Origin of the sequence: Streptomyces sp. NBC_00988 (assembly GCF_045162645.1) — a bacterium.
Taxonomy (GTDB): Bacteria; Actinomycetota; Actinomycetes; order Streptomycetales; family Streptomycetaceae; genus Streptomyces.
Genome location: NZ_CP108730.1, coordinates 2681131 through 2703758, shown reverse-complemented (window position 1 = coordinate 2703758; position 22628 = coordinate 2681131). Strand labels below are relative to the sequence as shown.

The window sequence follows — 22628 nt, the reverse complement described above, 5'->3', positions numbered from 1 at the left end:
GGCGGTTCGTGCAGGCCAGCGCCAGGGTTCGGTTCGGCGGATGCTACGAGATCCACGTCACGATCGACGTCCCCGGCTACGGGACCCACGTCAGGCTCCGCGTTCCCCACCATCGGCAAGGTCAGCCAACACCCCCGCATGACAGACCAACGGCGCGCACCAGCAAGCCAGCACCCGTCCGCGCAGCGGCGGAATCAGCTCCAGCAGATAAGGCCGCTCCAGCAGATACGCCCGGTACTTCGCCATCACCTCCGCGCGTGTGCCGTCCCGGCGGCGCGTGGGGGTGTCGTAGGCGAAGGGGTTGTAGAGCGGGTGGCGGGGGAGGTCCCAGCCGCCGAGAGTCCAGCGGCGGCCTACGTAGGTGATGTCCTCCGGGGCGAGCTCCAGGCGGCGGCCGTACTCGTGGATGTGGCCCCTGATGTTGATCACCCGCGTGGTCATGGGGAGTTACGCCGCCGGGCCCTCGTAGGGGAGCAGGTCCGGGCGCTTGGGGGAGAGGCCGTCCCCCGAGGAGCGGCCCGTGAGGCGGCGGCCGATCCAGGGGAGGAGGTACTGGCGGGTGAAGCGGGCGTCCTCGACGCGGCGGGCGGTCCAGTTCGGGGGCGGGGTCGGGGGCATCGGGGTGCGCCACTCGGGGTCCTCCGCCTCGTAGCCGAGGGTCTGCCAGACCGCCTCGGTGACGCGGCGGTGGCCCTCATCCGTGAGGTGGAGGCGGTCGACGTCCCACGCGCGCGGGTCGGCAAGCGAGGGGGCGCCGTACAGGTCGACGACGAGGGCGCCGTGGCGGGCGGCGAGGTCGTCGACGCAGGCGAAGAGTTCCTCCATGCGGGGGCGGAAGCGCTCCAGGACCGGGCCCTGGCGGCCGGGGCTGCGCATCAGGACCAGGTGCTTGCAGGCCGGGGTGAGGCGTTCGACGGCCTCCTCCAGCAGGGCGCGGACGCGGCCCATGTCGCACTTGGGGCGCAGGGTGTCGTTCAGGCCGCCGACCAGCGTGATCACATCGGGCTGCATGGCGGCCGCCGGGCCGACCTGCTCCTCGACGATCTGCGCGATCAGCTTGCCGCGCACGGCGAGGTTGGCGTACCGGAAGCCGGGCGTCCGGGCGGCCATCCGGCCGGCGAGGAGGTCCGCCCAGCCCCGGTAGGTGCCGTCCGGGAGCCGGTCCGACATGCCCTCGGTGAAGGAGTCGCCGATCGCGACCAGGCTGGTGTGCGTGGGATTCGTCTGCATGGCGACGAAGAGGATATCCCGCGTCCATACTCGCCGGTAGGTCGGCCTCCACCAGCCGCCGGCCACCCCTGCCTGGCCTACCCTCCACCGGCCCCCGCCCCGCCTACGCCCGCTGTCCGAACAGCTCCCGCAGTACGTCCTCCATGGTCACAAGGCCGGTCAGTCGGTCCTCCTCGTCGAGGACCGCCGCGAGGTGCGTGCGGCTGCTGCGCATCGCGGTGAGGACGTCGTCGAGCGGGGTGCTCTCCTTCACGTTGGCGATGGAGCGCATGTCCTCCACCTTGAACGGCTCGTTGCGCGGCGAGGCGTCCAGCGCGTCCTTGACGTGCAGGTAGCCGATGATGCGGCGCTCGCCGTCCACCACGGGGAAGCGGGAGAAGCCGGACTCGGCCGACAGCACCTCCAGCTCGGCCGGGGTGATGCCCGCGACCACGTAGTCGACGCGTTCCAGGGGGAGCACGACGTCCCGCACGGGACGCCTGCCCAGCTCCAGCGCGTCGTTCAGCCGCTCCAGGGCCCGTTCGTCGATGAGCCCCGCCTCGCCGGAGTCCCGTACGATCCGGGCGAGTTCGGCGTCCGAGAAGGATGCCGTGACCTCGTCCTTGACCTCGACCCGCAGCAGCTTGAGCAGGGTGTTGGCGAACGCGTTGATCGTGAAGATCACCGGACGCAGCGCCCGGGACAACGTCACCAGCGGCGGTCCGAGGACCAGCGCGCTGCGGACCGGCTCGGCCAGGGCGATGTTCTTCGGCACCATCTCGCCGAGCAGCATGTGCAGATAGGTCGCCGCGGCGAGCGCGATCACGAAGGACACCGCGTGCCCCGCGCCCTCCGGCACGCCGACCGCGTGGAACACCGGCTCCAGCAGATCGGCGATCGCCGGCTCCGCGACGATGCCGAGCACCAGGGTGCAGAGCGTGATGCCGAGCTGGGCCGCGGCCATCAGCGCCGACACGTGCTGCAGCCCCCACAGCACGCTCTTGGCCCGCCGGTCGCCCTCCTCGGCGTGCGGCTCGATCTGGCTGCGGCGCACCGAGATCAGCGCGAACTCGGCGGCCACGAAGAAGGCGTTGACGACCAGCGTCGCCAACCCGATCAGCAGTTGTACGGCGGTCACAGCTCCCCCTTCGCGGAGTCGGAACCAAATCCGGAATCGGTGTCGGAACCGGCGTCGTCGTGCGGCGCGTGCAGCAACAGCCGCGCCGCCCTGCGCCCGGACGCGTCCACCACGTCGATCCGCCACCCGGCGACCTCGACGACGTCTCCGACCTCCGGAATCCGCCCCAGCTCATTGGCCATCAGACCGGCCAGCGTCTCGTACGGCCCCTCAGGCGCCCGCAGTCCCACGCGCGCGAGCTGGTCCATCCGGGCGGCGCCGTCCGCCGAGTACAGCGTGCGGCCGTCGTCGTCCGTCCCGGCCGGAGCCAGGTCGGGCGTCTCGTGCGGATCGTGCTCGTCCCGCACCTCGCCCACGACCTCCTCGACGATGTCCTCCAGGGTCGCGACCCCCGCCGTACCGCCGTACTCGTCGATGACGACCGCCATCGTGCGCTTGCCCGACAGCCGGTCCAGGAGACGGTCCACGGTCAGGGACTCCGGGACGAGGAGGGGTTCGCGCATCACCTCGGAGAGGGGGAAGCGGGCCCGCCGGTCGGCCGGCACGGCCAGGACGTCCTTGATGTGGACCGTGCCGACGACCTCGTCGAGGTTGCCCCGGAAGACCGGGAACCGGGACAGCCCGGTCGCCCGGGTCGCGTTCGCCACGTCCTCGCAGGTCGCCTGGGCGTCGAGGGCGACGACCTGCACGCGGGGCGTCATCACGTTCTCCGCGGTGAGGTCGGCGAGGTTGAGGGTCCGTACGAACAGCTCCGCCGTGTCCGGCTCCAGCGCGCCCTCCCTGGCGGAGTGCCGGGCCAGCGCGGCCAGCTCCTGCGGCCCGCGCGCGGAGGCCAGCTCCTCGGCCGGCTCCAGGCCGAAGGCCCGCACCACATGGTTGGCCGTGTTGTTCAGATGGCTGATGAACGGGCGGAACGCGGCACTGAACCACCGCTGCGCGTTCCCCACCCGCTTCGCCACGCTGAGCGGCGACGAGATCGCCCAGTTCTTCGGCACCAGCTCGCCGACGACCATCAGGAACACCGTCGACAGCGCCGTACCCAGCACCAGCGCCACGGACTTCGACGCCGAGTGCGAGATGCCCAGCGATTCCAGCGGACCCGCGATCAGCGCGGCGATCGACGGCTCGGAGAGCATGCCGACGACCAGATTGGTGACGGTGATGCCGAGCTGCGCCCCGGAGAGCTGGAACGTCAGATTCCGTACGGCCTTCAGGGCACCCGCGGCGCCCCGCTCGCCGCGCTCGACCGCGCGCTCCAGCTCGCCGCGCTCGACGGTGGTCAGCGAGAACTCGGCCGCGACGAAGGCACCACAGGCGAGCGAGAGCAGGATCGCCACCAGCAGGAGCAGCACTTCGGTCATCGGGTCACCTCCGTCCCATGATCGGACAGGGCAGGGAGGTTCGCGCGATGTCGCGCGCCGGGACTGGGAGGCTCGCCCATGGGCGGACGCTCACACCTTTCGAAGAGATTCAGAGGTTCGGAGTGGTCCGCCAATAGTAAAGGATGAGCAAAGCGTTCAGGTGGTGAGGTGCTTCACCCAGCGCCGCCACTGTTCCTCGGGTGCGTACCCCGCCGCGCGCCACGCATGCTGTCCGGTCTCGTTGCGCTCCAGCACCATCGCGTCCCCGCGGCGCCCGCCCAGCGCCACGAACCGCTCCTCGGCCGCGGTGAGCAGCGCCGAGCCGATGCCCTGCCGGCGGTGCGCGGGGTGCACGGCCAACCGGTACAGGTGGCAGCGCCAGCCGTCGAAACCGGCGATCACGGACCCGACGAGCCGCCCGCCGCGTTCCGCGAGGATCAGCGCGTCCGGGTCCCTGGTGATCAGCCGGGCCACGCCGTCACGGTCGTCGCTGATGCTCGTGCCCTCGGCGGCCTCGCCCCAGAAGGCCAGGACGGCGTCGATGTCGGAGAGGGCCGCGCTGCGGATGTGAAGATCACTCATGGGGTGAGCCAAGCAGAGGGACGTCGGGCGCCGCGAGTGGGTTTCGGCGCAGTTCCTCGGCCACCGGCGCGAACGCCTCCATGCACGGCTCCAGCACGGTGAGATACGAGAACCCGTATCGGTCCCGCAGCGCGCGCAGCTTCGCGGTGATCTGGTCCAGGCTGCCGACCAGGAAGACGGGCAGGTCCAGCACGTACTCCAGGGACAGGTCCGGTCGGCGGTCCAGCAGGGGCTTGAGCGCGCTCGCGGGGTCGTCGGTCACCGCCACCTGCTGGATCAGCAGGTTCAGTTCGGCGGGTTCCGTGCGGCCGGCCGCGAACTCCCGGTAGCGGGCGACCCGTTGGCCGAACCCGGCGGCGTCGACCGGTGCCAGCTTGCCGGTCGTGCTGCCCGGCTCCAGGCTCGCACCCGTGAACGCCGCGATGTCCGCGTGCCCGGCGGTCAGGCGCAGCATGCGATCGCCGTTGCCGCCGAGCAGCAGCGGTACCCGGCACTCCGCGGCGTCCAGCAGCCGCCCCAACTCCTGGACCGTGTACCGCAGATGGTCCACCCGTTCGCGCGGCGATCCGAAGGGCAACCCCGCCGTGTCGTGCTCCGCCTGCACGTAGCCGGTGCCCAGCCCGAGTTCGAGGCGTCCACCCGTCAGGTCGTCGGTCGTGGTCACCTCGCGGGCCAGCAGGGCCGGGTTCCAGAAGCCCGCGTTGAGCACGAACGTGCCCACCCGTGGCCGCTCGGTCGCCTCCGCCGCCGCGACCAGCGCCGGGAACGGCGCGACCATGCCCAGATGATCGGGGACCAGGATCACGTCGTAGCCGAGTTCCTCGGCCCGTCTGCACTTGGCGCGCCACTCGTCGGCGGGCGCGGACGTGAGCAGACTGACCCCGAAGCGGAACGGGCGCGGCATGAACTCTCCTCCACGGAAGGCGACTTGAGTGTCCACCGCGATTCCATCACTCGTGCGCGATAGCCGCCAGCACGTTCATACGCGACGCGCGCAACGCCGGCAGCAGTGCCGCCACGATGCCGACGACCGCCGAGCCGATCACCACCGCGACGATCGTGGTCCAGGGAATCGCGAGCGCCTTCATGCCCTGGAGGGCCAGGACCTGCTGCGCGCACACGCCCCACACCAGGCCGAGACCGAGACCGAGTACCGCGCCGAACACGGCGATCACCACCGACTCCAGGCGGATCATCCGCCGCAGTTGGCGCCGCCCGAGGCCGATCGCGCGGAGCAGGCCGATCTCGCGGGTGCGCTCCACGACCGACAGGGCAAGGGTGTTGACCACGCCGAGCACCGCGATGACGATGGCCAGCCCGAGCAGCGCGTACACGAGATAGAGCAGCACGGCGATCTGGTCGTGGACCAGCTTCTTGTAGTCGGCCTGGTCGCGGACCTGGACCTGCGGATAGGGCTTCAGCGTCGTCTCCAGGGACTTGCGGAGCTGGTCGGCGCCGGTACCGGAGGTGGCGTTCACGTAGAGCGAGGAGTCCTGGCCGTTCGGGACGTACTTCTCGACCGTGGCGATCCCGAAGAACAGCCCGCCCTGCGTCCCGAAACCGCCCGAGGAACCCTGGTCGCTGAGGGCGCCCACCGTCAGCTTCGTGGTGCGGCCGCCCGGGAACTCGACGGGGAGCACACTGCCGATCCGTACACCGTGCTTCTTCGCGAAGTCGGCCTCCATCGCGAGGTGCCCGGCGGCGAGCGCCGAACTCGTGCCGCCCTGCGCGTACTTGATGTGGGCGACGTCGTCGAGCGGGGTGTCGTAACCGGCCGCCGTAGTCTCCACCCGCCTGCCGTCCGGCAGTCGGACCGCGAGGGGCGCGAAGCGGGCCCGTACGACGAGACCGACGCCCTCGGTGGCGCGCACATGGTCCGTGACCTCCTTGGAGAACGGCAGGAAGTTGCCGTTCTGGATCACGAAATCGGCGCCCAGGGTCTTGTCGATCTGCTGGTCGAAGGACTTGGACATGGACGCGCTCGCCACCGACATCCCGCCGACGAGCGCGAGCCCCACCATCAGGGCCGCCGCGGTGGCGCCCGTACGGCGTGGATTGCGCAGGGCGTTGCGCTGGCTCATCCGGCCGACAGAGCCGAACAGGGCGGGGAAGGCGCCGCCCAGCACCCGGATCATCGGGCGGACCAGGAGCGGCCCCGCGATCACGGTCGCGATGAGGGTCAGCACGATGCCGAGGCCCAGGAAGGAGGAGGACGAGGCCGTGCTCGTCGCGGCGGCGCAGCCCGCCAGCGCGGCCACGCCGATCGCCCCGACGATCGAACCCACGACCGCGCGCACCCTCAACGGCCGCCCCACGCCCGCGACTTCGGCGTCCGCGAGAGCCGCCATCGGGGAGACGGTCGCCGCGCGCCGTGCCGGGAGATACGCGGCGACGAAGGTGACACCGACCCCAACGACGTACGCCGCCACGGGAGTTGGCCAACCGACCACCATCTCCGTGGTCTTGAGGTTCATCCCGAACGCGGTCATCAGCTTGATCAGCCCGGCCGCGAGCCCGATCCCGGCCGCCAGACCGAGAGTCGATCCCACCAGCCCGAGCAGCAGCGCCTCGGTGAGCACCGACCGCCGCACCTGCTTGCGGTCGGCGCCCAGGGCACGCAACAGGCCCAGTTCGCGGGTGCGTTGGGCGATCAGCATGGAGAACGTGTTGACGATCAGGAAGACACCGACCAGGACCGCGATCCCGGCGAAGCCGAGCATCACGTACTTGATCACGTCGAGGAAGCCGCCCAGATCGGCGGCGGCCGACTTCGCCTGCTCGTCGGCGGTCTTGATGTCGTACGTACCGGAAGAGTCGATCGCGGCGGTCACCCGCTGCTTGAGTACGGCGTCGTCGACCCCCTTCGCCGCGTCCACCGAGATGCTCGTGGCGCGGTCGGGCGCGCCGAGCAACTGGTCCTTCGCGGTGGCGGGGTCGAGGAAGACCAGTGCGGCACCGGGGTTGGTGGTGGTGAAGGTGGCGATGCCGACGATCTGGACCTTGAAACTGCCGGGCTGCGCCTGAACGGTGAGCGTGTCGCCGATCTTCACGTGCTTGTTGTCGGCGGTGTCCGCGTCCAGGAGTGCCTCGCTGGCGCCTTGCGGGGCATGGCCCGAGGTCAGTTTCACCGGGCTGCGGTCGGTGAGGTACCAGTCGGTGGCGATGGTGGGCGCGCCCGTGGTCGGGCCGACGGACTTGTTTTTGCTGTCGACGACCACGATGTTCTCGACGGACACGTCGGCGTGGGTCGAGGCGACCCCGGCCACCTTCGCCACCTGCCCGGCGAGCGAGGCGGGCACGGTCTCCGTCGCGCCGGTCGGCACCGAGGACTTGAGGTCCTGCTTCGGCTCGACGGTCACATCGGCGGACGTGGACGCGAAGAGCCGGTCGAAGGTACGGGTCACCGTGTCGGAGAAGATCAGACTGCCGGCCACGAACGCCACCGACAGCACGACGGCGAGCGCCGAGAGCAGCAGCCGTCCCTTGTGCGCGAGGAAGCTCCGGAGGGTCGCCTTCAGCACGGGGTCAGTCCTTGTCGAGGGTGATGTCGGGTGCGCCGGTCGTGTCCTCCGAGGGGCCTTCGAACGTGCTGCGGGCGATGTCGAACCTCTTCATGCGCTCCAGCACCCCCTCCGCCGTAGGCCGCTCCATCTCGTCCACGATCCGTCCGTCCCCGAGGAAGAGCACCAGGTCGGAGTGGGCGGCGGCGCCCGGGTCGTGGGTGACCATGACGACGGTCTGGCCGAGATCGTCCACGGCGTCGCGCAGGAAGCCGAGCACTTCGAGGCCCGCCCGTGAGTCGAGGTTGCCGGTCGGTTCGTCGGCGAAGATCAGCTCGGGGCGGGAGGCGAGCGCCCGCGCGCAGGCCACGCGCTGCTGCTGGCCGCCGGACAGCTGGGACGGCCGGTGCTTGAGCCGGTCCCGCAGTCCGAGCGTGTCGATGACCTGGTCCAGCCACTTCTGGTCCGGCTTCTGGCCGGCGATGTCCATGGGCAGCGTGATGTTCTCGGCCGCGTTGAGGGTCGGGATGAGGTTGAACGACTGGAACATGAACCCGATCCGGTCCCGGCGCAGCCGCGTCAGCTCGCGGTCCTTCAGCCCCGTGATCTCGGTGTCGCCGAGCCACACCTGCCCGGCCGAGACGGTGTCGAGCCCCGCCAGGCAGTGCATCAGCGTGGACTTCCCGGAGCCCGACGGACCCATCACCGCGGTGAAGCGACCCCGCGCGATGTCCACGTCCACCGAGTCCAGGGCGAGCACGGCCGTCTCGCCCGAGCCGTACGCCTTGGTCAGAACGCGGGCGCGGGCCGCGATCCCGCCGGCCGAGGCCGGGCCTGGAGCGTGCTCCGCAGCAGATGTGGACAAGACAGCCCCCTGGGATTCCCTCGCTCGTCGTCTTCGCTCGCTGTTGTTCCGACGCCTTCGTCGCGGGCCGAGCCTAGTGTGACGCGCCACACACCCGATATCCCCCGTGCGACCGAGGCGGTCTCCACCCCAGGTCGGGCCCCCGATACCGGTGTAAGGGGCAATCTCCACCCGCCCTCCGCCCACCGGCTGAGCCCTTGCCGGTGCTAGCAATCCGGCGCTAGCGTCTAGGTATGGCGAAGACCCAGCTGAACGTACGCGTGGACGAGGGCACCGCCCGCGCGGCCCGTGAACGTGCCCTGGCGCGTGGCATGAGCGTCAACCGCTACATAGAAGAGCTGGTCAGACAGGACACCGGCGAGGTCGGCCACACCTTCGTCGAGGCCGCGGCCGACTTCATGAAGCAGTACGAGTCCGTCTTCGCCGACGAGTTCGGCGCCGACGGGAAGAGCACCCGCGAAGGTCGCCGCTGATCCCTTGAACAACCTCAGGATCGACCTCGCCTGGCTGCTCATGCTCGCCGAACACAACACACCCGGAGACCCCCAGGTCACCGACTGGGGCGCGCTCGTCGCCGCCGTCGCGCGCCACCAGGCCGACATATTCGACGTCCCCGTCTACGACAGCCCGCACGCCCGCGCCGCAGCCTTACTCCAACTCCTCATCCACGTCCCCGCGTTGGAGCGCTCGAACGCCCTCTTCGCCTCGGCTGTCGCCTACGCCTACCTCGTCGCCAGCGGCCTGAAGGTCGTCACCTCGCCCGAACAGGTCCGCGATCTGGCCCGGTTGGTCAAGAGCGGTGAGGCGTCGGTCGACGAGATCGCGCACGAGCTGCGCCAGTGGAGCCTGTGATCACTTGTCTGCGGCAGGGCGCCACGCGGTGCCCAGGACGCAGTACGAGGTCGGCAGCGTGGGCCCCTTCTCGGGGATCAACACCCGCCGGTACGGCCCGAGTTCGAACCCCGCGTCGCGCAGCGCGGCGACCGGGTCGCGGGCCAGATGGCAGCCGCCGTTCAGCGGCGGCCACAGCGTGCGGTCCAGGGCGCGCTGGGTGAACATCATCGCCGGTCCGCCGCCCCGGCCGTGCTCGAAGAACCGTACGACGCCACCGGGCCGCAGCACCCGCCGTACCTCTGCGAGCGCACGCGGTACGTCGCGCACGCTGCACAGCACCAGGGACAGCACGACCGCGTCGAAGGCCTCGCTCTTGACGGGCAGCTTCTCCGCCGCGCCCGGCACCACGTCGACGGGTACCTCGGAGCGGAGCGCGGACTCCACGGCGAGCTGCCGCAGAGTCCGCTCGGGTTCGATCGCGACGACCTCCGAGACGGCGCTCGGATAGTGAGCGAAGTTCAGGCCGTTCCCGGCCCCGATCTCGATCACCCGCCCGGAGAGCCCGGCGAGCAGCCGGTCCCGCATCCCGGCGAGGCCGAACCGCGACTCGGCGCTCACGCTGAAACGGGCGTAGTAACGGGCGAACAACGGGTGGTGGACGGCGTCCCGCGGCACTGTGCCGGAGCCTGCGGACCGTAGCGGCATGGCGACCTCCCGGGCCGGACCGGGCCGAAACCGGTCCCTACCGGGATTGTCCCCCCTGCCGCCCTTGACCACCCCCGCTGCCGCCGGGGACCGGGCGGGGCCGGGGTCAGGAGATGAAGTCCCGGACCTGCTCGTAGACGCCGTGGTCGTTGTTCATGTCGGTGTGCGAGATGCACCCGACGTCGACGTTGGTCGCGCCGCTCAGCTCGGCCGAGGTGTCCGGGTTGATCGCCTCGTCGCAGTCCGACCAGTAGGCCGCGTACGAGACGCTGCCGGGCGTCTCGTCACCGGAGTTGAGCGCCGTGAGGAACGAACTGCCCGTCTGCATCTCCTTGCAGGACGTGTACAGCCAGCCGCAGAGCGAGGCGATGCTCGTCCCGTGGTTCACCCCGGCGACCGACACGAAGTCGTCGACGTACGAGGTCCCGCCGAGGTTCTTGAGGTAGTAGCGGCTGTTGAGCGCACCCATGGAGTGGACCACCAGGTCGACCTTCGAGGCGCCGGTGCTGGCGAGGACGGACTGGATGTAGGTCGACAGCGTCGAAGCGGTCGTGACGTTCGACTTCGTCCAGTCGTAGGAGATCGCGTACAGCTCGGAGGACGAGTAGCCGTCCGCCTCGAAGTCCGCGATCCAGTCGTTCCAGCTTGTGGAGTCGCTGCTCAGGCCGTGCACGAACACGATCGGGTTGTGGCTCGCCGCGTGAGCGGGCGTCGAGGCCAGGGAGAGTGACAGAAGGAGCGAGGTGGTCACGGCCGACAGGGCCGTGGCGATGCGACGCTTGTGGCGCTGCATGATGCCTCCTGATACGGGTGGGGTTGTCAGGAGTGTCAGCGCGGGTCTACGCGCACCGCATCGGCGAAATCGCCGGTCTTTACGGGTGAATTAACTCGCCAGTAACGTCAGTTGTGTGCTGACTCCGGTGAACCCCACTTCCCTAGACCGCACTTCGCCCCCGTCGCGCACCGACACCGGGCGAACCCTCGACCCCGCGCTCCCCGAAGGGGTCCGCATCCGCATGCTGCGCGCGGTCTACGGCGATCCGCGCGCCGCCGCCGAACTCCTCCCGCGCCTGACCCCACGCCAGGCCGCGGGACTCGACCCCCTCCCCACCGAACCGGCGTACCTGGCACCGGAGTTGCTGACCCGGTACCGCCGGGGGATCCGGGCCCTGCCCGACGACACACGGCTGCTCCTGCTGCTCGCGGCGGCGGACCAGTACCCGGTCGCCACGCATGCCTTCCTGCGGGCCGTCGCGGCGGGGCGGCTCGACACCAGGCCCCTCGAAGCCGCCGAGACGGCCGGGGTCGCGTACGCGACGGCCGGCGGGGTCGTCTTCCGCGACGCGTGGACGAGGATCGCCGCGTACGAGACCGGGTCACCGGCGGACCGGCGGGACGTCCACCGGTTGCTGGCACGGGTGTTGCGCGCCGAGGGGGAGACACCGCGGCGTTCCTGGCACCGGGGCGCGGGCGCACTCGGCCCCAGCGTGCGCCTCACCGCGGAACTCCACACGGCCGCGCACCAGGCACGCGACGCCGGTGAACACCCCCTCGCCTGCGCCCTCGTGGAACGCGCCGCCGCGCTTTCCCTCGACCCCCGCGAACAGTCCCGCCTCCTCAACCGGGCCGCCGGTGACGCCTGGCAGTCCGGCGAGGGCGATCGAGCCCGAAGACTCGCGGCCGCGACGGACAGCGACGCGTTGAACGGGGTGTTCGCGCTGCGGGCGGGGAACGCGGCGGAGTCGTTCGACGCGCTGCTGACGGCTGTGGCACGGCGCGAACTGGACGGCTCCGGCGCCGACTTGAGACCGGTGTCCCGGTCGACCGAGGTACCCCGCACGATCGCCGTACCCCCAACTCCCTCTCCCGATCACGCCGTTCACCTCCTCGCCCGCGCCACCGAAGCCGCCATATACACCGGGGACCTGAGACGGTGCCGGGAGGCGGCGGCCGTCGCCTCCCGGGCCGGGATCGTGCCGCACGGGACGCTCGGGGGGCTGGCCGCCGCCTTCGAGGGGCGGTACGAGGACGCGCGGGACCTGCTCAAGGCCGCCGCCGGGAGATGCGGCCCCGGCGGTGACCCCACCCTCCTCATCCATGCAGGGATCGCCGCGTTGATGCTCGGCGACCACACCCGCGCCACCACCGCCACCGTGCGGGCGGCGGCCTCGGCCCGTGCACGCGGTGCGACCGTGGTCGTGGCGCAGGCGATGGAGTTCCGGGCGTACGCCGAGTTCTGGACCGGGCATCCGAGGGCCGCCGAGACGGCCACGGCGGACGCTCTGTGGCAGGCCCACGCGACCGGGCAGGACAACGGCGCCTGCCATCTACAAGCAGCGCTCGCCATGTTCGCGGCGCTCACCGGGGACGGGGATGTCTGCCGGGAACGTGCCGCCGCAGCCCGCTCGTACGCCCTGGGCCGAGGCCTGGGCCTGCCGGCCGCCCTCGCCCAGTGGGCACTCGCCTACCTCGACCTCAGCAGCGGCCGTTTCGCCGCCGCCGCGGCCCGGCTGCGCGCGCTCGCCGGGTTCGGCCCGGGCCACGGCCACCGGGCCATCCGCCACCTCGCCACCCCGCACTACGTCGAGGCCGCCGTCCGCAGCGGCGACACCCGTATCGCCCGTGCCGCACACGCCGACTACGACCGCTGGGCACGCGCCGTCCGCAGCCCCGACGACCTTGCCCTGAGCGCCCGTTGCCGGGCCCTGCTCGCGCCCGGCGACGAGGCGGTCGAGCACTACCGCACAGCCCTCGACCTCCACGCACGCGGCACCCGCGACTTCGAACGGGCCCGCACCGAGCTGCTGTTCGGCGGCGCCCTGCGCCGACTGCGCCGCCGCACCGAGGCCCGCGACCGCCTGCACACCTCGCTGGAGGCCTTCGAGTCCTTCGGCGCCCCGCACTGCGCCGCCCAGGCCCGCGCCGAACTTCGCGCCCTCGGCACCCCGGTGGCCGCGACCGTCCTCCCGGCACCGGGTGCGCTCGACCCGACCACCCGCCTGACCGCCCAGCAGCTGATGGTCGCCCGCATGGCCGCCGACGGCGCCACCAACCGCGAGATCGCCGTCCGCCTCGCCCTCAGCCCGCGCACGATCGACCACCATCTACGCGGCGTCTTCAGCCGGTTGGGCATCCGGTCGCGGATCGAACTGGTGCGGCTGCTGGCGGAAGGGGAGGCCTCCTAGACGGCGCCGGTCGAGCGGGAGTTCCAGGACGGCGGTGCCTCCCGCTCCCCGAACCCCTCCGCGTCCCACGTCCCGTCGAGTCGCGGCGCCACCCAACTCGGCGCCGCAACACGGAAGTCCGCCGGTGCCAGCGCCCCCGCACCCTCCGGCAACGCCCCGAGCAGCGGCGCCCCCGCCACCTCCGGCAGGTCGGCCACATTGCAACGCGACGCCAGATCAGGTGAGTTGGGCCAGCTGCCGATCACCACGCCCAGCAGGTCGAGCCCCTGGGAACGGAGTTCACGGGCCGTCAGTTCCGTCGTGTTCAGGGTGCCGAGGCCCGCCGACGCCACCACCAGGACCGGCGCCCCGAGCAGCCGCGCGGCGTCCGCCAGTGTGCCGCCCTCCGCGTCGAACCGTACGAGCAGCCCGCCCGCGCCCTCGACCAGCACCAGGTCGTGCTCGGTGGCCAACTTCTGGGCGGCTTCCGCGATTTCGTGTGGGCGTACCGGTGCCAGACCGGCCCGGCGTGCGGCCGTGCCGGGTGCCAACGGCTCGGGGTAGCGGGCGAGTTCGGTCGCCGTGACCCCACCAGCGAGCCTCGCCACCTCGTCGGCGTCCCCGCGCTCGTCCGGCCGTAGGCCCGTCTGCGCGGCCTTCAGGACGGCCACCGTGCGGCCGGCCGCGATCGCCGCTGCCGCGACGGCGGCCGTGGTGATCGTCTTGCCGACCTCCGTGCCCGTGCCCGTGATCACCAGTACCGGCATGTCATCCCTCCCGTGCCGCCGCGCACACCGCGCGGGCGATCCGAGCCAGGTCGGCGTCGCCCGTGACGTACGGCGGCATCGTGTAGACGAGGTCGCGGAACGGCCGTAGCCACACGCCCTCGCGTACGGCCGCGTCCGTGGCGGCCTTCATGTCGACGGCGTGGTCGAGCTGGACCACGCCGATGGCGCCGAGGACGCGGACGTCCCGGACACCCGGGATCTCCCGCGCGGGGGCCAGGCCCTCCCGCAGGCCCGTCTCGATGCGCTTGACCTCCGTCAACCAGTCCTGGTTCAGGAGGAGTTCGAGCGAGGCGCAGGCCACGGCCGCCGCCAGCGGGTTGCCCATGAACGTGGGGCCGTGGGCCAGGATCGGTACCTCGCCCTGCGAGATGCCGTCCGCCACGCGGGGCGTGCACAGCGTCGCCGCCATCGTCATGTAGCCGCCGGTCAGCGCCTTGCCCACGCACATCACGTCCGGGGTCACCGCCGCGTGCTCCGCCGCGAACAGCGCGCCCGTGCGGCCGAAACCCGTCGCGATCTCGTCGAACACCAGCAGCACGTCGTGCGCGTCGCACGCCTCGCGCAGCACCCGCAGATACGCGGGGGAGTGGAACCGCATCCCGCCCGCACCCTGCACCACCGGCTCCACGATCACCGCGGCCAGTTCGTGAGCGTGCCGCTCGATCGCCGAGCGCAGCTGGTCGGCGTACGACTCCTCGTACTCGGCGGGAGGCGCGTCCACGAACACCTGCTGGGGCAGCACTCCCGCCCACAGCTCGTGCATCCCGCCCTCGGGGTCGCACACCGACATCGGCTGCCAGGTATCGCCGTGGTAGCCGCCGCGCCAGGTCAGCAGGCGCTGTTTCGCGGGGCGGCCGAGCGAGCGCCAGTACTGCAGGCACATCTTCACCGCGACCTCGACCGACACCGAGCCCGAGTCGGCGAGGAAGACGTGTTCCAGGCCGTCGGGTGACATGTCGACAAGGAGCTTCGCCAGGCGTACGGCGGGCTCGTGGGTGAGCCCGCCGAACATCACATGGCTCATCCGGCCGAGCTGCTCCTGCGCGGCCTCGTTGAGCACGGGGTGGTTGTAGCCGTGGATCGCCGACCACCAGGACGACATCCCGTCGACCAACTCGCCCCCGCCGTCCACCAGTCGGAGCCGGACCCCGCTCGCCGACTCCACGACGAGCGGGTCGACACGGCCGGGCATCGGACCGTACGGATGCCAGACGTGCCGCCGGTCCAGCTCCAGCAGCTCCGGGACGGGCAGGCGGCCGGTCGGGTCAGGCATTGGGCGCGATGTCCGTTCCGGCACCTCGACGGCGTACGGAGACCAGGTCCCGGCGCACCTCGTCGACCTGCGGCGCGGCAGCCGGCGTAGACGTGGAAGCGGGAGCGGAACCGCAGACTCCGGTGCTCTCGTGCCCACCGCAGCCCCCACCGCACCCGGCGTCCTCGTGCGATCCGCAGCCGCCCGCCGTGGCCCGGTGCTGCGGCAGTGTCACCTCGCCCGCGCCCTCCACCTCGAAGCCCGCGTCCGCGATCATCTCCAGGTCGGCGTGGCCGGCCTGGCCCTCGCTGGTGAGGTAGTCGCCGAGGAAGATCGAGTTGGCGAGGTTCAGGGCGAGGGGCTGCATCGTGCGCAGGTGGACCTCGCGGCCGCCCGCGATACGGACCTCGACGTCCGGGCAGACGAAGCGGACCATCGCGAGGATGCGCAGGCAGCGCTGCGGGGTGAGGTGCCACTCGGCGGCGAGCGGGGTGCCCTCCATCGGGATCAGGAAGTTGACCGGTACCGAGTCGGGGTCCAGCTCGCGCAGGGAGAAGACGACGTCGACCAGGTCCTCGTCGCTCTCACCCATGCCGGCGATCAGGCCGGAGCAGGCGGACAGGCCGGCCGCGTGCGCCTTCTGCACGGTGTCGACGCGGTCGGCGTACGTGTGGGTGGTCGTGATGTCGCCGTACGTCGACTCGGACGTGTTGAGGTTGTGGTTGTAGGCGTCCGCGCCGGCCTCGCGCAGCCGGTCGGCCTGGCCGTCGGAGAGCAGGCCGAGGCAGGCGCACACCTCGACGCCCTCGTTCTGGTCCTTGATCGCCTTGATGGTGCCCGCGACCCGGTCCACGTCCCGGTCGGTCGGACCCCGGCCGGAGGCGACCAGGCAGACGCGCTTGGCGCCTCCCGCCACACCGGCCGCCGCGGCCTTCGAGGCGGCGTCGGGTTTCAGCCACGTGTACTTCAGGATCTCGGCCTTGGAGCCGAGCCGCTGAGAGCAGTACGAGCAGTCCTCGGGGCACAGGCCGGACTTCAGGTTGACGAGGTAGTTGAGCTTCACCCGTCGGCCGAACCAGTGCCGGCGCACCTTTCCGGCCGCGGCCACGACATCCAGCAGGTCGTCGTCCGAGGTGGAGAGGACGGCGAGAGCTTCCGCGCGGGTCGGCAGCTCGCGCCGAAGCCCCTTGTCCACGAGCGTGTTCAGCAGGTCCATGAGATCCGATCCTGTCCTACGGGACCGCTTGCGGCCAAGGAGAGAATGCACAAGACATGGCCCCGGGCATGTGGGTATCACCACACCATGGGCGGCTCGTCGTCCGATTAGTGTCTGTGCACTGCCTACAAAAGCCCGGAGGAACCATGGCGTTCGGCTGGATCGACGAGCAGGCGGAGCAGCGCCGTCGCGCCGGGCTCGTACGGACGCTGCGGCCCCGTCCCGCCGACTCGCCGCTCCTCGATCTCGCGAGCAACGACTACCTGGGTCTGGCGCATCACCCCGAGGTCGTCGAGGGCGCCGCCGACGCGGCGCGGACCTGGGGCGGGGGGTCGACCGGGTCGCGGCTCGTCACCGGTACGACCGAGCTCCATGCCCGACTGGAGCGCGAGCTGGCCGAGTTCTGCGGGTTCGAGGCGGCCCTCGTCTTCTCCTCCGGCTACGCGGCCAACCTCGCCGCGGTCACCACCCTCGCCCCGCACGGCTCGCTGATCGTCTCCGACGCGGGCAACCACGCCTCCCTGATCGACGGCTGCCGGCTGGCCCGGGGCGCGACCCAGGTCGTAGGACATGCCGACCCGGACGGGGTGCGCAAGGCGCTGCGGACGCACGACGGGCAGGCTGTCGTCGTGTCCGACTCGGTGTTCTCCGTCGACGGGGACGCGGCGCCGGTGGGGGCGCTCGCCGAGGCGTGCCGGGAGTCCGGGGCGGGGCTGCTGCTCGACGACGCGCACGGGCTCGGGGTGCTGGGCGAGGGCGGGCGCGGGACGCCGTACGCGGCGGGGCTCGCGGGGGCCGAGGACGTGGTCGTGACGGTGACGTTGTCCAAGTCGCTGGGCAGTCAGGGCGGTGCCGTGCTCGGGCCGGCGCGGGTGATCGACCATCTGGTCAACGCGGCGCGGACGTTCATCTTCGACACGGGACTGGCGCCCGCGGCGGCCGGTGCGGCGCTGGCCGCGCTCACCCTGCTGCGGCGCGAGCCCGAGCGGGCTGCCCGGGCCCGCGCCGTGGCGGGTGACCTGCACACGCGGCTGACCGCCGCGGGTCTGGAAGCGGTACGTCCGGACGCCGCCGTGGTCTCGGTGCGTGCGCCGTCCCCGGAGGCGGCCGTGAAGTGGGCGGCCGACTGCCGTACGGCAGGGCTGGCCGTGGGCTGCTTCCGTCCTCCTTCCGTGCCCGACGGCATCTCACGGCTCAGGCTGACCGCCCGAGCGGACCTCTCCGGGGCCGAGATCGAACGCGCTGTACGTGTGATCGGCGAGACGCGACCATGAGTCGGCGTTACACGGCCGTGGGTCGCCGGCGATCGGACAGATCAGTGGAACGTGGCGAGGAAGCCCGTCCAGCTCTCGGGGGAGAAGAGCAGGGCGGGTCCTTGCGGGTCCTTCGAGTCGCGTACGGCGAGCAGCCCCGCGCGGGGGCCTGAGCGCGGACGAGCCGCCTCGACGCAGTTGTTAGCTCCCGTGCTGTAGCTGCTGCGCAGCCACCGCACACCGGACAGTTCAGAACTGGAAGGTACGTTCCGAGGCAGTGCAGACATGGTGCCTCCTTACGCGCCGTCACCTATCCCGGCGATGTAATCCGACGAATCATCGGGCGAAAGGGCGTGGAACTGAAGGGTTCTGAAGGCCTCGCTGTAGGCCTCTAGGTCTTCTTTCCGTTCGAGGTAGAGGCTACTCGTCAAGTGGTCTAGAACAACCACGTCCAGATCAGAAGTGCTCGGAAAGGAGAAGATAACGAAAGGTCCGGTGATGCCGATGTGTGCTCCTGCGGCGAACGGCAGTACCTGAAGCCTCACTTGGGGCAGCTTGGCCGCCTCCACGAGCCGGTCCAGCTGACGTGCCATCACCCCCGGCCCGCCGACCTCGCGCCGCAGCACCGCCTCGTCGAGGACCACGCTCAGCTCCAGCGGCGGATCCGCGCGCAGCACGTCCTGCCGGGCCAGCCGCACCTGCACCAGCGCGTCGAGCCGCTCGGGGCCGTCGTCGTCGAGGCCTCCCACGGCGGCCCGGGTCACCGCGCGGGCGTACTCGGGCGTCTGCAGCAGTCCGGGGACCACCGAGGTCTCCAGGGTCCGGAGGGTGCTGGCCTGTGACTCCAGGCTGATGAAGTCCCGGTAGGCGGGCGGCAGTACACCGCGATAGGCGTGCCACCAGTGGTGCCGGCCGCCGCCGTCGTCGGAGCCGGCCAACACGAGCAGCATGTCCCGAAGTTGTGGGTCGCCGACCTGGTAGGCGTCCAGGAGTAACCGGACGTCGGGCGGTTTCACGCCACTCGCGCCGGTCTCGATGCGGCTCACCTTCGACTGGTGCCAGCCGACCAGCCGGGCCGCCTCACCGCTGGTGAGCCCCGCCTCCGCACGCAATGCGCGCAGTTCCGCGCCCAGTTTCCGGCGGCGCACCGCGGGACCGTACTGCATGGGTTTCTCCTTACTCCTTCCGAGCCGCCCAAATACGGTCTGGGGTCGCAGAGTTCACCGCTTCGAGCGACAGATATATGCATATCTTGGTGGATCGCCACCGTTACCGACGCGGTAATGGCAGTCTGGCGAAGAAGCACCAGTCCGGGACCGTACTCGAACCATCCGCTCCGTGTCGGACACCGGTCCCGCGGGAAAGGGACGACCGCGCCATGGCAGACCATCTGGAAGCATCCGTCACTCTGCCGAGCGATCCCGCCTCGGTCTCCACCGCCCGCACCTACGTCGTCGGGACCCTGGTGGAATGGGGACTTCCGGCGGACACGGAGGTCGCCGACACCATCCGCCTCATCGTCTCCGAACTCGCCACCAACGCCGTACAGCACACCTTCGGGCAGTCACCCACCTTCACGGTGGACATCGAGCTGGAGCGTGACGAACGGCTGCGCATCGGGGTCACCGACAGCCATCCCCGGTTCCCGAAACGCCTGCCGGCCGCCGTCCAGCAGGACAACGGCCGGGGCATGGTGATCATCCGCTGGCTGACCGCGGAGTGCGGCGGCAAACTCAAGGTCCGGCCCACCCTGGAGGGCGGCAAGACGGTCTCCATCGAGGTGCCCTGGACGGTACCGGCCCGGCCGGTGACCGCCGCGGGCCAGCAGGAGCCGTAGAGAACCATGCCGAACGCCTCTGGACACCCGAGGGGGTGGCGGTCCGTCAGGAGACCGCCACCCCCTCGGGAGTTTTCAGCGCAGGTCAGCTGACCCGGCCGTACCAGACGCTCTTGGTCCAGATCTTCTGCAGCCTCACCACGTCCCCGGTCTTCGGGGCGTGCCAGATCTTTCCCTTGCCGGCGTAGATGCCGACGTGGTAGACGCTGGAGCCCGAGTGGAAGAAGACGAGGTCCCCGGCCTTGCGGCTCTTGGCCGAGATGTGGTGGGACTTGTTGTACTGCTGGGCCGCCGTACGGGGCAGTTTCTTGCCTGCCTTCTTGTACGAGTACAGCGTGAGCCCGGAGCAGTCGAAGCGGCCCGGTCCGGTGGCCCCGTACCTGTACGGGGCGCCCTTCTTGGACGCCGCGACCTGGAGTGCCTTCGTCGCGGGTGTCGCGGCCGCGGCGTCGGATGCGACGCCCGGTATCACGACGGAGCCGCCAACAGCGGCGATGGCGAAGGCCGAGGCCGTACCGGCCCTGACCATCAGCGACGGGACACGATTGAGCGCAGTCATGCGCAACCCTTCGTCAGCCGCCTGTGAAAGATGACCTGTCGGATTCGGGCTGACAAAGTTGCCCGGCCGCTGACGCGGCTTCACCCCAAGGGCTGCTCGACCCGGTCATGGCGTGACCGTCCCGGCGACCCGTCGTGCTTGGGTCCTCCACTCCTGCCGATGCACTCCTGTCGACCTGTCATCCGGGTGGCGGCAGGACTCGGCGTCCGCCCGGATCGCCCCGCCGCTGCGGCGAGGTCTTGTCGTCAGACAGGGATCTTGACCTATTGATGTCTGAAAATCCCAACGGAATCGGGGATTTGTGGGGTTACTCACCACTCACCCGTTCGGGTGGACACCGAGATGTTCGAATAGATGTCGAGGGGGTCAAATGCCCTCGGACCAGCGCCGGAGCGCCCCACCACCCCCACTGGACTACGCGCGTTGCGCAACCCCAACGGCCTTGTCGAAGGAGGGGTGTCTACTCCGAACGGGGGTACGCCGTTTGGTCCGTTTCGACCTGGCCCCGGACGCGCCTTCGGTGAGACGCGTCCGCCCGGGGCGGCTGTGCGTCCGTCAACTGTCGGAGGGCGCGGGCAGGGTGACGCGCGCCGTACGGCGCTCCCCGTCCAGCACGCGCAGTGCCCGCGCGAGCGTGGGGGCGTGCAGTTCGGTCTCGCCCCGCTGGTGCATCAGCGCCAGCGCGTCCCGCAGCTCGGCGGCCCTGGCCACGAGCGCCTGAGCGGCCCTCAGCCCACGGTACGTGTCACCGTTGTGCGCCGGGTTGATACGGCCCAGCAGGTCGGCCACATCCAGGTAACGGTCGATCAACTCGCCCTCGGCGCGCGTCAGTGCGGGCAGCGGAGGCAGTTCCGGCGGCAGCATCGTCGGCTCACTCCCCGCCCGGCTCGGTGAGCGAGGTCTTGCGGGTGGTCACGATCCGGTCCACCAGGCCGTATTCCAGGGCCTGTTGGGCATCCATGATCCGGTCCCGCTCGATGTCCGCGCTCACCTGGTCCACCGTCCGGCCCGTGTGCAGGGCGAGCAGTTCCTCCAGTTGGACCCGCGTACGCGCCAACTCCTCGGCCTGGATGGCGAGATCACTCGCTTGCCCCTGGATCGGCTCGGGGAACGAGGGCTGGTGGATCACCACCCGGGCGCCCGGCAGCGCCGACCGCTTGCCCGGGGTGCCCGCCGCCAGCAGCAGCGCCGCGGAGGTGCCGGCCTGGCCGAGGCAGATCGTCTCCACGTCACACGTGACGAACCGCAACGTGTCGTAGATCGCCGACATCGCGGTGAACGATCCGCCGGGCGAGTTGATGTACAGCGAGATGTCCCGGTCCGGCGCCTGGTATTCGAGGTGCATGAACTGGGCCATCACATCGTTCGCCGAGATGTCGTCGATCGGCGTCCCGAGGAACACGATCCGCTCCTCCAGCAGCTTCGAGTACGGATCGAGGGTCCGGTACCCGGCGCTGGTGCGCTCGGAGAACTCCGGCAGGACATGGCGGGCGGACGGTCGGGTCATGGGTACCCCTCCTTCGGCGTCTGTAAGAAATGTACAGGACGTACATGACGTTATGATGGGGGTATGGCCTACGAGATTCCGGTGACGCAAGCCAGGGCTGAGCTCGCCGACCTGATCAACCGGGTGGTGTACGGCGGTGAGCGCGTCGTCGTGACACGGCACGGCAAGCCCCTTGTCGCGCTGGTCTCCGCCGCCGACCTGGAGCGCCTCGACGAACTCGACCGCCTGGACAAGCTCGACGCGAACGCCGAGGAACAGGTGATCAGTTCCGTCTCGCGCGTCCACGAGGTCGCGTCCGCGCCCCGCGAACACCGGCGGTTCGGCATCGCGGCCGAACACCGGGGCTCGAATCCCTCGTAGCGGGAGGTCGCGCGAGGGGTCGTGCGGGGGGCCGCTCTACGGGCGTAGATGTGATTGTCCTGATCACAGCTCGGTTAACTTGCTTGAAACGCCGTCCAACTAGCCTGCCGATCCACGCCACCAGGGACTTTGCCCGGGGGCTGCGGCAGCCGGACCCCGCACGGTCCGGAGCGAGGACTGTGAGGTGGGACGTGCAACTGACCCCGCACGAGCAAGAGAGGCTGCTGATCCATGTGGCGGCCGACGTGGCCGAGAAGCGCCGGGCCCGTGGTCTGAAGCTGAACCACCCCGAGGCGGTCGCCCTCATCACGTCGCACATCCTCGAAGGCGCCCGTGACGGCCGGACCGTCGCCGAGCTGATGGCCTCCGGGCGCAAGCTGCTCACCAGGGACGACGTCATGGAGGGCATCCCCGAGATGATCCACGACGTACAGGTCGAGGCAACCTTCCCGGACGGCACCAAGCTCGTCACCGTCCACGACCCGATCGTGTAGGAGG

The 22628-nt window shown here is 70.8% G+C and carries 25 protein-coding genes and 1 riboswitch; of the genes, 7 read left to right on the top strand and 18 right to left on the bottom strand.

The features are described 5' to 3' along the window. Window positions 1-90 precede the first annotated feature (90 nt). From OG496_RS12325 to OG496_RS12290, 8 genes are all read right to left on the bottom strand, one after another. Window positions 91-441: a DUF4326 domain-containing protein gene (locus OG496_RS12325; protein ID WP_405970873.1), complete on the bottom strand. Its 351-nt coding sequence runs from the start codon at window positions 439-441 to the stop codon at window positions 91-93. Window positions 442-447: 6 nt separating this feature from the next. Then, window positions 448-1230 (bottom strand): SGNH/GDSL hydrolase family protein, encoded by a 783-nt coding sequence (locus tag OG496_RS12320; protein ID WP_405970872.1) that lies wholly within the window; start codon window positions 1228-1230, stop codon window positions 448-450. 103 nt (window positions 1231-1333) lie between these two features. Continuing rightward, window positions 1334-2347, bottom strand: coding sequence for a hemolysin family protein (locus OG496_RS12315; protein ID WP_405970871.1), 1014 nt, complete (start codon window positions 2345-2347; stop codon window positions 1334-1336). Beyond that, a complete protein-coding gene (locus tag OG496_RS12310) occupies window positions 2344-3708 on the bottom strand; it encodes a hemolysin family protein (protein ID WP_405970870.1) in 1365 nt (454 codons plus the stop codon). The genes OG496_RS12315 and OG496_RS12310 overlap by 4 nt, the downstream gene beginning before the upstream one ends. A 156-nt stretch (window positions 3709-3864) precedes the next feature. Further along, window positions 3865-4290, bottom strand: coding sequence for a GNAT family N-acetyltransferase (locus OG496_RS12305; protein ID WP_405970869.1), 426 nt, complete (start codon window positions 4288-4290; stop codon window positions 3865-3867). After that, entirely contained in the window at window positions 4283-5194 is a 912-nt protein-coding gene (locus OG496_RS12300; protein WP_405970868.1) for an LLM class F420-dependent oxidoreductase, read from the bottom strand. Before OG496_RS12300 ends, OG496_RS12305 begins: the two co-directional genes overlap by 8 nt. A gap of 46 nt (window positions 5195-5240) precedes the next feature. Beyond that, window positions 5241-7811 (bottom strand): ABC transporter permease, encoded by a 2571-nt coding sequence (locus tag OG496_RS12295; protein WP_405970867.1) that lies wholly within the window; start codon window positions 7809-7811, stop codon window positions 5241-5243. A 4-nt stretch (window positions 7812-7815) separates the two neighbouring features. Beyond that, complete coding sequence (locus OG496_RS12290) at window positions 7816-8655, bottom strand: ABC transporter ATP-binding protein (protein WP_405970866.1); 840 nt, start codon at window positions 8653-8655, stop codon at window positions 7816-7818. Between the two features lie 233 nt (window positions 8656-8888). On the opposite strand from OG496_RS12290, the gene OG496_RS12285 reads away from it, so the two are divergent. After that, window positions 8889-9128 carry a hypothetical protein gene (locus OG496_RS12285; protein WP_033278219.1) on the top strand — a complete coding sequence of 80 codons (240 nt, stop codon included), beginning with the start codon at window positions 8889-8891 and terminating at the stop codon, window positions 9126-9128. A gap of 4 nt (window positions 9129-9132) precedes the next feature. Then, window positions 9133-9507 (top strand): fic family toxin-antitoxin system, toxin component, encoded by a 375-nt coding sequence (locus tag OG496_RS12280; RefSeq protein ID WP_366498982.1) that lies wholly within the window; start codon window positions 9133-9135, stop codon window positions 9505-9507. Here OG496_RS12280 and OG496_RS12275 read toward each other — a convergent pair whose 3' ends face one another. Together OG496_RS12275 and OG496_RS12270 are read right to left on the bottom strand one after the other, a co-directional pair. Further along, window positions 9508-10194, bottom strand: a complete 687-nt coding sequence (locus OG496_RS12275) for a class I SAM-dependent methyltransferase (protein WP_366498981.1) — start codon at window positions 10192-10194, stop codon at window positions 9508-9510. Window positions 10195-10300: 106 nt separating this feature from the next. Next, complete coding sequence (locus OG496_RS12270; RefSeq protein WP_366498980.1) at window positions 10301-10987, bottom strand: triacylglycerol lipase; 687 nt, start codon at window positions 10985-10987, stop codon at window positions 10301-10303. Between the two features lie 115 nt (window positions 10988-11102). Here OG496_RS12270 and OG496_RS12265 point away from each other — a divergent pair, with 115 nt between their 5' ends. Next, the gene (locus OG496_RS12265; protein WP_405970865.1) at window positions 11103-13379 is read left to right on the top strand and encodes a LuxR C-terminal-related transcriptional regulator; all 2277 of its coding nucleotides are present in this window, start codon (window positions 11103-11105) and stop codon (window positions 13377-13379) included. Here OG496_RS12265 and bioD read toward each other — a convergent pair. Genes bioD through bioB form a run of 3 tightly spaced genes read right to left on the bottom strand, consistent with a single transcriptional unit; the run spans window position 13376 to window position 16614 of the window. Continuing rightward, window positions 13376-14125 carry a dethiobiotin synthase gene (bioD, locus tag OG496_RS12260; RefSeq protein WP_405970864.1) on the bottom strand — a complete coding sequence of 250 codons (750 nt, stop codon included), beginning with the start codon at window positions 14123-14125 and terminating at the stop codon, window positions 13376-13378. The two genes, OG496_RS12265 and bioD, sit on opposite strands and share 4 nt — an antisense overlap. Before the next feature lies 1 nt (window position 14126). After that, window positions 14127-15419, bottom strand: coding sequence for an adenosylmethionine--8-amino-7-oxononanoate transaminase (locus tag OG496_RS12255; protein ID WP_405970863.1), 1293 nt, complete (start codon window positions 15417-15419; stop codon window positions 14127-14129). Then, complete coding sequence (bioB, locus tag OG496_RS12250) at window positions 15412-16614, bottom strand: biotin synthase BioB (RefSeq protein WP_405970862.1); 1203 nt, start codon at window positions 16612-16614, stop codon at window positions 15412-15414. Before bioB ends, OG496_RS12255 begins: the two co-directional genes overlap by 8 nt. Window positions 16615-16760: 146 nt before the next feature. Here bioB and OG496_RS12245 point away from each other — a divergent pair, with 146 nt between their 5' ends. Beyond that, window positions 16761-17888 (top strand): 8-amino-7-oxononanoate synthase, encoded by a 1128-nt coding sequence (locus OG496_RS12245; protein WP_405970861.1) that lies wholly within the window; start codon window positions 16761-16763, stop codon window positions 17886-17888. A 41-nt stretch (window positions 17889-17929) separates the two neighbouring features. Here the strand turns inward: OG496_RS12245 and OG496_RS12240 are convergent, their stop codons facing one another. Both OG496_RS12240 and OG496_RS12235 read right to left on the bottom strand, forming a co-directional pair. Further along, the gene (locus OG496_RS12240; protein ID WP_327405689.1) at window positions 17930-18154 is read right to left on the bottom strand and encodes a DUF397 domain-containing protein; all 225 of its coding nucleotides are present in this window, start codon (window positions 18152-18154) and stop codon (window positions 17930-17932) included. A gap of 9 nt (window positions 18155-18163) precedes the next feature. Next, the gene (locus OG496_RS12235; protein ID WP_366498974.1) at window positions 18164-19033 is read right to left on the bottom strand and encodes a helix-turn-helix transcriptional regulator; all 870 of its coding nucleotides are present in this window, start codon (window positions 19031-19033) and stop codon (window positions 18164-18166) included. 212 nt (window positions 19034-19245) lie between these two features. Here OG496_RS12235 and OG496_RS12230 point away from each other — a divergent pair, with 212 nt between their 5' ends. Continuing rightward, window positions 19246-19704 carry an ATP-binding protein gene (locus OG496_RS12230; protein WP_366498973.1) on the top strand — a complete coding sequence of 153 codons (459 nt, stop codon included), beginning with the start codon at window positions 19246-19248 and terminating at the stop codon, window positions 19702-19704. An 85-nt stretch (window positions 19705-19789) separates the two neighbouring features. Here the strand turns inward: OG496_RS12230 and OG496_RS12225 are convergent, their stop codons facing one another. The 3 genes from OG496_RS12225 to OG496_RS12215 all read right to left on the bottom strand — a co-directional run bounded on the left by OG496_RS12225 (window position 19790) and on the right by OG496_RS12215 (window position 21770). Next, window positions 19790-20263, bottom strand: a complete 474-nt coding sequence (locus OG496_RS12225; protein WP_019059527.1) for a C40 family peptidase — start codon at window positions 20261-20263, stop codon at window positions 19790-19792. A gap of 3 nt (window positions 20264-20266) precedes the next feature. Then, window positions 20267-20478: riboswitch (cyclic di-AMP (ydaO/yuaA leader) on the bottom strand. A gap of 340 nt (window positions 20479-20818) precedes the next feature. Further along, window positions 20819-21127 (bottom strand): hypothetical protein, encoded by a 309-nt coding sequence (locus tag OG496_RS12220; RefSeq protein ID WP_366498972.1) that lies wholly within the window; start codon window positions 21125-21127, stop codon window positions 20819-20821. Between the two features lie 7 nt (window positions 21128-21134). After that, entirely contained in the window at window positions 21135-21770 is a 636-nt protein-coding gene (locus OG496_RS12215) for an ATP-dependent Clp protease proteolytic subunit (protein WP_405970860.1), read from the bottom strand. Window positions 21771-21833: 63 nt separating this feature from the next. Between OG496_RS12215 and OG496_RS12210 the strand changes: the two genes are divergently transcribed. Together OG496_RS12210 and OG496_RS12205 are read left to right on the top strand one after the other, a co-directional pair. Then, window positions 21834-22130, top strand: a complete 297-nt coding sequence (locus tag OG496_RS12210; RefSeq protein WP_366498969.1) for a type II toxin-antitoxin system Phd/YefM family antitoxin — start codon at window positions 21834-21836, stop codon at window positions 22128-22130. 191 nt (window positions 22131-22321) lie between these two features. After that, window positions 22322-22624 carry an urease subunit gamma gene (locus OG496_RS12205; protein WP_010355509.1) on the top strand — a complete coding sequence of 101 codons (303 nt, stop codon included), beginning with the start codon at window positions 22322-22324 and terminating at the stop codon, window positions 22622-22624. The last annotated feature ends 4 nt before the right edge of the window (window positions 22625-22628 follow it).